The following is a 12,175-nucleotide window of genomic DNA, read 5'->3' as shown; positions in this document are numbered from 1 at the left end:
AGCAGGGCACAGTTTTGGGAGGTCACAATGATTACCAGCAAATTTGGAATTGGACAGCAAGTCCGACACCGTCTCTCCGGGGTGCTCGGCGTTATCGTGGATGTCGATCCGGAGTTTTCGCTTGATAAACCCGAGTTGGATGATGTTGCTGCCAGTGAGACATTGCGCATGGCACCCTGGTACCACGTGGTGATGGAAGATGAAGAAGGCGAGCAGGTTCATACCTACGTCGCTGAAATTCAGCTGGCAGGAGAAACCTCCTTCGAGCATCCTGAGCAGCCGTCGATGGACGAGCTTGCCGCTTCGATACGGCAGCAGCTGCAGGCACCCAGCCTGCGCCATTAAAGTAAACGGCGACCTATGTCGCCGTTTCTGTTTAGTGAGTTGACTGCAATAATCCCAGTCGTGGAATTTCAATTTTTGGACATCGGTCCATAATCACTGTCATACCCGCATCCTGCGCCAGTACCGCCGCCTGTTCATTAATGACACCCAGCTGTAGCCAAAGCGTATCTGCACCAATCGCAATCGCTTCTTGCGCTACGCCCCACGCTGCTTCCGCATTACGAAAGACATCAACCATATCGACTTTACCCGGAATATCCGCCAATGCCGCGTACGCGGTTTGGCCCAGTAGTTGCTGCCCAGCCAGTTTTGGACTAACCGGAATCACTTCATATCCCTGATCGAGCAAGAACTTCATCACACCGTAACTCGGGCGGTCAGCACGATCGCTGGCACCGACCAGGGCAATGCGTTTGGTCTTGCTCAGCACATCGCGAATCGTTTGGTCATTCATGCAATTTCTCCTTTTTCACTCGCCTGAGTGTAGATGGCTATGCCTTACCTGTTGCAAGTCACACAGCAGGAATCTTTGCGCGGCAGCACGAATAAATATGTAAAAATGTAAATTTACTGCCATAATGTAATAATTTGCTACACATCACCGATTTATCCCCACCTTCCGGGAGTTGAAATGAAGCTGTCTTTGGCTGTTACGGGTTTACTCGTGTTGCTCGTATCGGCATCCTGCCATGCCATCACCTTAAAGCTCGATCCTGAGATCGATCTGCTGGTGCTGGATGGCCGCAAAATCTCAGGCTCGCTGCTGAAAGGCGCGGACAGCCTTGAGCTGGAGCGTGGACAGCATCAATTTCTGTTTCGCGTTGAAAAACCGGGGTCAGACGCCACGCATTTTCAGTCGGTGCCGATGATTGTCACCTTTAATGCCAACGCCAGTTCGGTCGCCATTCGTTTACCCTCGCTCGATAATCGCCGTGAACGTAACGCCTTTGATAAGGCACTCAATTTTCAGCTGATCGATGAACGCGGTAATGAAATCGCCAGCGTGCGCGATCGTTTGCCAAAAGAGAGTGATAGCGATCTTGAAAAGGCGATGGTGAATTATAACCGTAATGCTCAGGCGGCTTCCGTTCCACGTTTTGCTCTGCAATCAGCCAGTTTGCCTGATGCCAAAATGGATCTCGATTTTGCCTGGCAGGATGCGGGCGACCTCCCCTCTCTCCAGCGCTGGTTTGAGCGTTTTGATGCCGCCACACGTCAGCGATTTATTAGTTGGATGAAAACCTTACGCGCAAGTTGATAGTGATGAAATGCCAAGGGTAAACTCGTGCCTTAATCACTATCGCATGAGAAGAAACAGGAAGCCCTATGGAGCAGACCGTTCGTACCCTTGAAGTCAAAAAGCATATTGCCCTCGTCGCACACGACCACTGCAAAGCCTCGCTGCTGGAATGGGTCAAAGCCAATCAACCCGCGCTGCAACCCCATACCCTTTATGCCACCGGAACCACAGGCAATCTGATTAATCGCCATACGGGTTTAGACGTGAATGCCATGCTGAGCGGCCCGATGGGCGGCGATCAGCAGGTCGGTGCATTGATTTCAGAAGGGAAAATTGATGTGCTGTTCTTCTTCTGGGACCCGCTGAACGCGGTGCCCCACGATCCGGATGTTAAAGCACTGCTACGCCTCGCCACGGTATGGAATATCCCGGTGGCGACCAATCGCGCCACCGCGGATTTTATTATTCAGTCACCGATGTTTGCGCAGCAGGTTGAGATCCAGATTCCTGATTATCAGCGTTACCTCGCTGAGCGCTTAAAAGCCTAATCCTCAGGCCTTCCGACTCTGCGGTACACCTAACTCGCGGAAGTGCTCGACAAAGACGGAAGGTTGATCTTTATCAAACAGCAGCCACACCTGCTGACGGGCACGGGTTATCGCCACATAGGCCAGTCGACGCTCCTCAGCATCCGGAAAGTCCTCTGGTTGCGGTAACAAGCCCTCTTCCATGATCGATTCACGTGCCTGTGCAGGGAAACCATCACGCCCCTCGTGTAACCCCAACACCATGACAAAATCGGCCTGCTGTCCTTTGCTGGCGTGAATAGTCATAAAATCAATCTGTAATTTCGGCCAACGCGTTTTGGCTTTTTCCAGTATCGCCGGGCGAAGATGATGGTAGCGGGCTAACAGCAACACACGCTCTTCTGGCCTGGCATAACCACTCAATTTATCTAACAACGGCTCCAACTGCTCCTGTGGCAGCAGCGTAACGGATTTCTTGTTGCCCTTGCTCAGACTGTTTAACGGCTTACGCAACTGGTGTGGATTCTGCTGCACAAAGCGGTTGGCAATCTCACCGATCCGGTCGTTAAAGCGATAGGTGGTGTCCAGCACACAGCGATCGCCCTCACCGAAATAGTGATGGAAGGCGGTGGTCAAACTCATTTCTGCACCGCTGAAGCGATAAATTGCCTGCCAGTCATCCCCTACCGCGAAAAGGCTCGTACGCTTATTTTGCTGACGCAGTGCGGTTAACAAGGCTGCACGCTGCGGTGATATGTCCTGGAACTCATCAACCAAAATATGTTTCCACGGGCTGATAAAGCGTCCTTTTTCCAGAATGGCAATCGCCTGGTGAATCAAGCCAGAGAAATCGACTGCCCCCTCTTCTTTGAGTGCGGTTTTCCAGGCTTTCAGTAGCGGAGCCATCAGCTTAACGCGCTTACTGAAATTATCGCGGAAATCTTCGGGTACATCGGCAATCATCGCCGCTTGTGCACCGCCATGCATGCGCATCAAGCCAAGCCAGCGTTCCAGACGGGAAGCCAAACGTTGCGCCAGCTTGTCATCTTGCCAGTAAGGCCCTTCTGCAACATCCCATTCCAGTTCATCTTGCAGCCATTGCCGCCAACCGCTCGCCTGCGCTTTCTTGCTGCTGCACTGCTCACGCCAGGTATCGATCAATAATTGACGGCGCGCCTTACTGTCGCTTTCCAGCTTGCTGATCACCGGCTGCTTATTGCTGCCTTCACGGATAATATGCAGCGCCAGGGCGTGGAATGTGCGAGCCTGAATGGTGCTTTCGCCTAAGCGCGATTGAATGCGCTCGTTCATCTCTTCCGCCGCCTGGCGGCCAAAAGCCAGCAGCAGTATCTGATCTGGCTGCGCCAGTTTGCGCTTTATCAGCCATCCGGCCCGCGCCACCAGCACTGACGTCTTGCCACTTCCCGCCCCGGCCAATACCAGCAGAGCATCCTCACCGTTGACCACGGATTCACATTGGGAGGGATTAAGCGGTGTGGTTTCGACGGTAGAGAAGAATTCGTGATAATCCTTGATAACCTTCGCCGTCCATTCACGGTTACGCTGGCGGATGGCTGCGTCACCTTGCTCAAGCCACTGCTGACAGAACTGCCACAGCGCACGGCAGTTTTCAAAACTCTCCAGGCGCGAGAGTGGTAAAGGTAAAGCTGAGAACTGGCGTGTAATGTTCTCTTTCACCGCCGCTAACTCACTGCGTTTCAGCCAACGATCCTGCTGGGTGAAGGCCAAAATTTCGTGTTCCAGCGCAGTTAACACCTCCGCACTGACCTCACTCATCTCCTGGCTCCACTGCTGCCAGGCCTGCTGGAGATAATGGAAAAAGCGCTGTGTTTCCTGCCATTCAGTGCCGTGTAAGCGCACTACTTTCTCTTCTGGTAGCTGAAATTCAAGCTCTCCCCAGACCATGCCGCGCTTGCAGGTAATATTAATTAACTGGTTGAAAGGGATCAGATATTCATGACGATCGCCACTGACTTCCACTCCGGCGGCCAGCAACCGTACCCGGTTGTAGGGATGCTGAGCCAGGCGCTTACCCATTGATGTTGCTTTCAGTTCCATGTCCGCACCGTCATGTGGAATTCGATTATCGCGCAGTTTACCTGTCAGACCCTTGGCGCTCCAGCCTTAAAACAAGCTAAACTTGGCGGCACATATTGCGGATTGCAAAAGGAAAATCGCGTTATGCGCACCGTACTCAACATTCTTAACTTCGTTTTGGGTGGCGTGTTCACCACGCTAAGCTGGCTGTTTGCCACTCTTGTCAGCATCGTGCTGATTTTCACCTTGCCATTAACGCGCTCCTGCTGGGAAATCACCAAACTGTCATTGTTACCCTTTGGCAATGAAGCCGTGCATGTGGATGTATTGCGTCCTGATAGTAAAAGCAACGTGATGAATGCAGGCGGCACCTTCCTAAATATCTTCTGGCTGGTGTTTTTTGGCTGGTGGCTGTGCCTGATGCATATCTCTGCCGGGATTGTGCAGTGCCTGACCATCATCGGCATTCCCGTTGGCATTGCTAACTTTAAAATTGCCGCTATTGCGTTATGGCCAGTCGGTCGTCGCGTGGTGTTGGTGGAAGAGGCCCAGGCTGCGCGTGAAGCTAACGCGCGTCGTCGTTACTGAGGCCGCCTCCAATGCTTCAGAACGCGATGCCTGGCTGGCGACGTTATCTGTTTAATAGCAGCCTGCGCTACCTGCTGCGCATCTTTTTCGCGCTTGCAGGCTGTGCGGCAGTGCCGTGGTGGTTACAGCAGATTGAATGGACGATCCCCTTAACGCTTGGCGTGGTGGCTGCCGCGCTGGCCGATCTTGATGACCGATGGACCGGTCGCCTGCGCAATTTACTGATTACGCTGGTGTGTTTTTGCGTTGCGTCGGTGTCGGTTGAGCTGCTGTTTCCTTATCCATGGGCCTTCGCCATTGGTCTGGCGCTCTCCAGTTGGGGATTCATTCTGCTGGGTGCATTGGGGCAGCGTTATGCCACTATCGCGTTTGGCGCGCTGTTAATCGCCGTCTATACCATGCTGGGGATTGGTCTCTTCCCGCAGTGGTGGATGCAACCCGCGCTGCTGTTGATAGGCGCATTGTGGTACAACCTGCTGACCTTTATCGGTCACCTGATCTTTCCTGTGCGACCCGTGCAGGAACAGCTGGCAGCCAGCTTCTCGCAACTGGCGCGCTATCTGGAAGCCAAAGCGAATCTGTTCGATCCGGATGCAGGGGAACAAGATGACGCCAACATGGTTGCTACCGCCATGGTGAATAGCCAGTTGGTCGCGCAGCTTAATCAGACTAAAACCACCATTCAAAGCCGCTTACGAGGCGATCGCGGTTCACGTAGTACGCGCCGCAGCCTGCACTATTACTTTGTCGCACAAGATATTCACGAACGCGCCAGTTCTTCTCATCTCCAGTACCACTTGCTGCGCAGCGACTGGCGATATAACGAAGTGCTGTTCCGCTTCCAGCGACTGCTCAATATGCAGGCACAAGCGTGTCGTAAGCTGGCAGAAAACATTTTATTGCGCCAGCCGTGGCATCATGACAGCCAGTTTGAACGCACCTTCACCCGGCTTGAAACCGCCCTTGAACGTCTGCAACAGCAAGACCCACAGGATCCTCACATTCGCGCGCTATTTTGGTTACTGCGTAATCTTCGCGCGATCGATGCGCAGTTGGCCTCGATTGAATCGGAGCAAATGCTGGCCGATCCCCCCACTTCTGGCGATACTCACCTGTCACGCGAGGGACTGAGTGGATGGCAAGATATTCGTCTCCGTTTGAGTCGCCATCTGAGCCCCGGCTCTGCACTGTTTCGCCATGCCGTCCGCATGTCGCTGGTGCTTTGTGTCGGGTACGCCTTCATTCAGATTACCGGTTTGCATCGCGGCTACTGGATTTTGCTCACCAGCTTGTTTGTCTGCCAGCCTAACTACAATGCTACGCGCCGACGTCTTGCCCTGCGTATTGGCGGCACACTGGCCGGCATTGCCATCGGCTTGCCGGTTTTGTGGTTAGTGCCGTCAATCGAGGGACAACTGGTGTTGATTGTGTTAAGCGGCGTGCTGTTTTTTGCCTTCCGCCAGATTCAATATGCGCAAGCCACGCTGTTCATTACCTTGCTGGTACTGCTTTGCTTTAACCTGTTAGGTGAAGGCTTCGAGGTCGCTCTGCCACGCATAGTCGATACGATACTGGGTTGCGGATTAGCCTGGCTGACAGTGGCCTTTGTCTGGCCAGACTGGCGTTTTCGCAAGATTAGCGCGGTAGCTGACCGCACGCTTAACGCCAACTGTCGTTATCTCGATGCCATTATGGAGCAATACCATCAGGGCAAAGATAATCGCCTGGCCTATCGCGTGGCACGACGTGATGCCCACAATGCTGATGCTGAGCTTGCTTCGGTGGTGTCGAACATGAGCAGCGAGGTGAAGTTGCAACAACCGCTACGCGAAAATGCCTTTCGGTTGTTGTGCCTCAACCATTCGTTCCTGAGCTATATCTCGGCTTTGGGGGCACACCGTGAGCAACTCACAGACCCTGAACTCCTGAGCACATTAGATGATGCCGTGTGCTTTGTGGAGGACGTCCTGCAAGTTGAGCGTGTGACGGATGCACAGGCGTTAGAGATGCAACAACAGCTAATGCAACGCTTAAGCACGTTAAAAAACAGTTCAGAGTTGCAGGCACCCCTGGTGATACAGCAGTTAGGTTTGCTGATCGCGTTGCTGCCTGAAATTGCCCGCCTGCGTCGCACCCTGGCCAGCCACTAACGTTGTGAACGCTCCACTTTGGGATCGAGGTGGAGCGTTTTTACATACCAGGCGTACAACTCTTCTCGCGTGACCACCGGCAGTGCTGCCTGATGATGGCCCGAAATGGCGCCTTCCAGAGCCAGTAACGTTTTCAAGCCAATATGCTTATTGACCGCGCGCAGTTTCAGCCAGCTCTGACGTGATCCCATTTCGTGCAGCAACCTTACCGAACTGATGCCAACTCGATGCAACATCATCTCCATGCGTAAACTCAGGTTAGGCAAATCTTTTAAGCGCAAGGTGACGGTGCGCGTGGCGATTTCGTCCTGAGCGGCTTGCAGTGCACTGGCAGAGAGCTGCAAAAGTTGTTCGGCGTCCTGCCATAACGTTGCATCTACCTTGTAGTAGTTCAATTGCACAGGTATGCCACGTTTACGATAGACCAGCGGCTCAAGTGCGCGTCTGGCGTGGTAGACCTGAAGCGCTTCACTGGCACGCAGGTAAAGTGCATCTTCATTGATGTAGGCAAAAATCACCTTCTCAACCGTCAGCGCATATCCCCCAAACTGGGTGCGCGATTCGATCTTTCCGAGAGGTGCTAACTGCGTTTTCGACTGCATAACCATATATTTGTTGGTTTTCATTACATCTCCTTTCCGTGAATTCTCATTAGAGAAAATTCCATAAAAACCTGGATATTCATTTGGTTAGAAGATAAAAAAATCCCATTAGCTGTTCAATGAATAAAAACATTTTGGCAGGATGTTGTGCAAAATTTGCGAGGTGTTTTCAGAAATTGAGGTTGATCTTTATCCAGGAAGACATTACTGTATATTCATACAGTCAATCACTGAGTGATTAAATTATGCGTACTCAATTCTCTGGCCTTGCTGATCGTTCTTCCCGTTTTGCGACCCCAAGCTTAACGCAACCTTCTCTGGGTGGAATCACTGAACTGCGCTACAGCGAACAACCGGGTATGATGCAGATGCTGCTACTGCCGGTGCTGAAACAGCTCAGTGAACAATCGCGTTGGCAGCTATGGTTAACTCCTGCCCACAAGCTGAACCGTAGCTGGATGCAGCAGTCGGGTCTGCCGTTAGAGAAGAGTATGCATATTACCGAATCAGAGCGACTCAGCACGGTGGAAAGCATGGTGAAAGCGTTGCGTACCGGTAACTACAGTGTCGTATTGGCCTGGATTCCATACGAATTGAACGATGAAGAACGTCTGGAACTGGAATTAGCGGCGTCGGAAGGTGAAGCGCTTGGCTTAATAATGCGTCCACAAGGTCATGAACGCGTCCTGACAAGACAACCTAATCCGTCAAAAATTCCGTCGGATTTGTTTCATTAAGTAAAACCAGGAATTTTCTCACGCTATTTTTTCTTTAGAATGCTGCTAAGCCACTGATTCTTTTCCCGCCAGCTTTGACAATGGTTTAGCCGCTTTTTCTCAATCTGCTAGCGAAGATTTTGCCACGTGATTTGTTAAAATGTGTGTATAAATCCCTGTTTTTTTACTCACTGACCTCACATCATACTTGTAACTTTCCAATCTCGTTGTAGACTTTATCTCGCCAGGGTGCTCAATAACCTCCGTTTTTTCGGTAGAGTCAAAAGCGAGCGTTTAGACCCGGCGAAGGATTAACACAAAGAGCAACCTTTTTGCTCATTGCCTATTTGGATGATAACGAGGCGCAAAAATGAAAAAGACAGCTATCGCAATTGCAGTGGCACTGGCTGGCTTCGCTACCGTAGCGCAGGCCGCCCCTAAAGATAACACCTGGTACACCGGTGCTAAACTGGGCTGGTCTCAGTATCACGATACTGGTTACTACGGTAACGGTTATGCGAACAACGACGGTCCAACTCACGAATCTCAGCTGGGTGCTGGTGCCTTCATGGGCTATCAGGCTAACCCGTACCTGGGCTTCGAGCTGGGCTACGACTGGCTGGGCCGCATGCCTAACAAAGGCAACGTGACCAATGGCGCGTTCAAAGCACAAGGCGTTCAGCTGGCAGCTAAACTGAGCTACCCAATCACTGACGACTTCGACGTGTACACCCGTCTGGGCGGCATGGTATGGCGTGCAGACTCTACTCAGAGCACTGATGGCGTACGCCACAGTGATCACGACACCGGCGTTTCTCCGCTGGCTGCTGTTGGTGTTGAGTACGCACTGACCAAAAACTGGGCAACTCGCCTGGACTATCAGTGGGTTAACAACATCGGTGACGCAGGTACCGTTGGTGCGCGTCCAGACAACAGCATGCTGAGCGTCGGCGTTTCTTACCGTTTCGGTCAGGATGAAGAAGCTGCACCAGTTGTTGCTCCGGCACCAGCTCCAGCGCCAGTTGTTGAAACCAAGCGTTTCACTCTGAAGTCTGACGTACTGTTCAACTTCAACAAAGCGACCCTGAAGCCAGAAGGCCAGCAGGCTCTGGATCAGCTGTACAGCCAGCTGAGCTCAATGGATCCTAAAGATGGTTCTGTTGTGGTACTGGGCTTCACTGACCGTATCGGTTCAGAGCAGTACAACCAGAAACTGTCTGAGAAACGCGCTCAGTCTGTAGTTGATTACCTGGTATCTAAAGGTATCCCTTCTAACAAGATCTCTGCACGCGGTATGGGCAAATCTAACCCAGTTACTGGCAACACCTGTGACAGCGTGAAAGGCCGTAATGCCCTGATCGACTGCCTGGCGCCAGACCGTCGCGTTGAAATCGACGTGAAAGGTATCAAAGACGTTGTAACTCAGCCACAGGCTTAAGTTATCACGCAATAAAAACCCCGCTTCGGCGGGGTTTTTTTATGTCTCTGACATAGCGAACACACAATTGCGCTATTCGTTCTCGCTTCCGCCTTTGCCCAGAATCGCCTGCAAATCCTGCTTCAGAGTCGACATCTGACTGGCATACTTCTCTTTACGTTCTGCATCTTCAATCAACTGCACAATGGTTTCTGACAGCGTGTTGCTGCGTCGCTGAGCCAATCCTGCCAGTCGTTGCCACACCAGATACTCAAGGTCGATAGACTTTTTGCGCGTGTGCTGATGCTCCGCATTGAAGTGGCGCTTACGGCGTGCACGAATGGTTTGCTTAAGTCGATTCTCGAGATCAGGATGAATATGCTGAGCAATCCACTCACCAACGTCAACGGGGCTATTTTCCATCGTCAGTAAGGTATCCACCGCCGCCTGGGCAGCGCTGAGCTCAAGGTGACGGGTGATCGGCTCACCTTCCCGATGCTTTTTCACCAGGTATTTCCACTTCCATCCACTTTCAAGATTTTCGAGTTGCTGGTATTTCATCGGAATCTCATCGTGATCACGTAACAAACTAAGAATAACAGCTTTTTTCCTGGATGCAGCAAGGAAAAACATGTTGCGGTCATCACATTTCGGGCCGGAACTCCGCAGTGCTTAACCCGGTTGATTCCTGTATAATCGCGCTTTTCCTGAATCTGACTAATGCGAATATTTTGACCAGCACTCAAATTACGTGGCAAGCCCTGCAGCCGGATAGCACCCGCTACCAATCCATTTTCTCACATGTCTCACTGGAGGATAGCGATAGTCTTGCCGCGGTTCAGCCGCGTCTGCTGAATGCGCTGGCGCATTTGCATCATCAAACACTGGGTTTTCCACTGCTGTTATTGCGTAGTCAGGAAAACAGCGACTATCTCGCCTGTATTGCCGAAGCCGCCCAACGCTTCCAGCCCGACAACGTTACGCTGTATGGCGGTGACTATCATGTGATGGGCGATAACATCAGTTTGATGCCACCCAGTGACGCCAATCGCCCCTTCACCAGCCAAGGCGGCGTGCACTACGCTGACTGGATTGAATCGGAACAGCTGTTTGGCTGTGTTCGCCAGTATAAAGATCGTATTCAGCCAGAACCGGGCCTGATTCATCGTGCCAACGGCGGAACCCTGATCCTTTCCGTCAACACGTTGCTGGCTCAACCGCTGCTGTGGCTGCGTTTGCGTAAGTGCATCGAGCAAGAACGCTTTGACTGGTATTCACAGGATGAACGTCAGCCGTTGCCGGTCTGCATCCCTTCTTTGCCACTGCAGCTTCGTCTGGTGCTATGTGGTGACCGTGATGCGCTGGCCAGCTTCCAGGAACTGGATGCTGAAGTGCATGAAATGGCGCTGTACAGTGAGTTTGAAGAGAACCTGCAGGTCAACGATGAAGAAGACATGACCTTCTGGTGTCAATGGACACTCACACAGGCAGAGCAAGCTGGGCTGGAGCAACCTGAAGCGGATTTCTGGCCGCTGTTGATCACGGAAGGCGTGCGTTTTACTGGCGATCAGGACACCTTACCGCTCTGTCCACGTTGGCTACGTCGCCAGCTGCAGGAGACTGCGCTGCACGGTGACAACATGAATGCTGAAGCATTGAAAGATGCTCTGGAAGCGCGTGAGTGGCGCGAGAGCTACCTTGCTGAACGTATGCGCGATGAAATCCTGCTTAATCAGATCATGATTGAAACGGAAGGTGAAGTGGTTGGGCAGATCAATGGTTTGTCCGTGGTGGAATTCCCAGGCCACCCACGCCCGTGGGGCGAGCCTTCACGTATTACCTGTGTGGTGCATCCTGGCGATGGCGAATTCACCGATGTTGAACGCAAAGCGGAGTTAGGCGGCAACATTCATGCGAAAGGCATGATGATCATGCAGGCCTACCTGATTGCTGAGTTGGAACTTGATCAGCAGCTCCCCTTCTCTGCGTCGCTGGTGTTTGAACAGTCCTATTCCGAAGTGGATGGTGATAGCGCTTCACTGGCTGAGCTGTGTGCCTTAATCAGCGCCCTGGCGAATCAACCGCTCAATCAGCAGATTGCCGTAACCGGTTCAGTTGATCAGTTTGGTAATGTGCAGCCTGTAGGTGGCCTGAATGAGAAAATTGAAGGCTTCTTCCAGATTTGCCAGTCTCGCGAACTGACCGGTAAACAAGGGGTGATTCTGCCTGCCAGCAACGTACGTCATTTAAGCCTCAGCCAGGCAGTGGTCGATGCGGTGAAACAAGAGCAGTTTCACATCTGGGCGGTCGAAAGCGTCGACGAGGCACTGCCGCTGCTGACGGGTGTGGCGTGGCAATCTGAAAGCGGTGAGTCACTGTTAAACACTATTCAAGAGCGCATTGCCCAGTTCAATCAGCAAGAAATACGCCATCGTCCATGGCCGTTACGCTGGCTTAACTGGTTCAACCACCGCTGATTGATTTGCCCAGCGTACAACTGTTCGCTAATATTCGGGCTTCACTAAAAGAAGG

12 protein-coding genes are annotated in these 12,175 nt (G+C 52.2%); 8 read left to right on the top strand and 4 right to left on the bottom strand.

Annotated features, from left to right (window positions below; all coding sequences use genetic code 11):
- Positions 1-27 precede the first annotated feature (27 nt).
- The gene (gene hspQ, locus PSSD_RS03005) at positions 28-345 is read left to right on the top strand and encodes a heat shock protein HspQ (RefSeq protein WP_058969369.1); all 318 of its coding nucleotides are present in this window, start codon (positions 28-30) and stop codon (positions 343-345) included.
- Between the two features lie 31 nt (positions 346-376).
- Here the strand turns inward: hspQ and PSSD_RS03000 are convergent, their stop codons facing one another.
- Complete coding sequence (locus PSSD_RS03000; RefSeq protein ID WP_039328948.1) at positions 377-799, bottom strand: CoA-binding protein; 423 nt, start codon at positions 797-799, stop codon at positions 377-379.
- A gap of 177 nt (positions 800-976) precedes the next feature.
- Between PSSD_RS03000 and PSSD_RS02995 the strand changes: the two genes are divergently transcribed.
- Positions 977-1,603, top strand: a complete 627-nt coding sequence (locus tag PSSD_RS02995; RefSeq protein WP_039328949.1) for a YccT family protein — start codon at positions 977-979, stop codon at positions 1,601-1,603.
- A 68-nt stretch (positions 1,604-1,671) separates the two neighbouring features.
- The gene (locus PSSD_RS02990) at positions 1,672-2,133 is read left to right on the top strand and encodes a methylglyoxal synthase (RefSeq protein ID WP_039328950.1); all 462 of its coding nucleotides are present in this window, start codon (positions 1,672-1,674) and stop codon (positions 2,131-2,133) included.
- 3 nt (positions 2,134-2,136) lie between these two features.
- On the opposite strand, the gene helD is transcribed toward PSSD_RS02990, so the two are convergent.
- Positions 2,137-4,191, bottom strand: coding sequence for a DNA helicase IV (gene helD, locus PSSD_RS02985; protein WP_058969367.1), 2,055 nt, complete (start codon positions 4,189-4,191; stop codon positions 2,137-2,139).
- 123 nt (positions 4,192-4,314) lie between these two features.
- Between helD and PSSD_RS02980 the strand changes: the two genes are divergently transcribed.
- Both PSSD_RS02980 and yccS read left to right on the top strand, forming a co-directional pair.
- Entirely contained in the window at positions 4,315-4,758 is a 444-nt protein-coding gene (locus tag PSSD_RS02980; protein ID WP_058969364.1) for a YccF domain-containing protein, read from the top strand.
- A gap of 11 nt (positions 4,759-4,769) precedes the next feature.
- Positions 4,770-6,908, top strand: coding sequence for a YccS family putative transporter (gene yccS / locus PSSD_RS02975; RefSeq protein ID WP_058969362.1), 2,139 nt, complete (start codon positions 4,770-4,772; stop codon positions 6,906-6,908).
- On the opposite strand, the gene PSSD_RS02970 is transcribed toward yccS, so the two are convergent.
- Positions 6,905-7,534, bottom strand: a complete 630-nt coding sequence (locus PSSD_RS02970; RefSeq protein ID WP_058969361.1) for a TfoX/Sxy family DNA transformation protein — start codon at positions 7,532-7,534, stop codon at positions 6,905-6,907. The genes yccS and PSSD_RS02970 overlap by 4 nt on opposite strands.
- Before the next feature lie 221 nt (positions 7,535-7,755).
- On the opposite strand from PSSD_RS02970, the gene sulA reads away from it, so the two are divergent.
- Both sulA and ompA read left to right on the top strand, forming a co-directional pair.
- The gene (sulA, locus tag PSSD_RS02965) at positions 7,756-8,247 is read left to right on the top strand and encodes an SOS-induced cell division inhibitor SulA (protein WP_058969358.1); all 492 of its coding nucleotides are present in this window, start codon (positions 7,756-7,758) and stop codon (positions 8,245-8,247) included.
- A 349-nt stretch (positions 8,248-8,596) separates the two neighbouring features.
- The gene (gene ompA / locus PSSD_RS02960; protein ID WP_058969356.1) at positions 8,597-9,664 is read left to right on the top strand and encodes a porin OmpA; all 1,068 of its coding nucleotides are present in this window, start codon (positions 8,597-8,599) and stop codon (positions 9,662-9,664) included.
- A gap of 72 nt (positions 9,665-9,736) precedes the next feature.
- Here the strand turns inward: ompA and matP are convergent, their stop codons facing one another.
- A complete protein-coding gene (gene matP / locus PSSD_RS02955; RefSeq protein ID WP_153011399.1) occupies positions 9,737-10,204 on the bottom strand; it encodes a macrodomain Ter protein MatP in 468 nt (155 codons plus the stop codon).
- A 53-nt stretch (positions 10,205-10,257) separates the two neighbouring features.
- On the opposite strand from matP, the gene PSSD_RS02950 reads away from it, so the two are divergent.
- Positions 10,258-12,120 carry an AAA family ATPase gene (locus tag PSSD_RS02950; protein WP_058969352.1) on the top strand — a complete coding sequence of 621 codons (1,863 nt, stop codon included), beginning with the start codon at positions 10,258-10,260 and terminating at the stop codon, positions 12,118-12,120.
- The last annotated feature ends 55 nt before the right edge of the window (positions 12,121-12,175 follow it).

The sequence above is a fragment of the Type-D symbiont of Plautia stali genome (assembly GCF_001485335.1).
GTDB classification, from domain to species: domain Bacteria; phylum Pseudomonadota; class Gammaproteobacteria; order Enterobacterales; family Enterobacteriaceae; genus Pantoea; species Pantoea vagans_C.
This window is presented reverse-complemented; position numbering and strand designations above follow the sequence as displayed.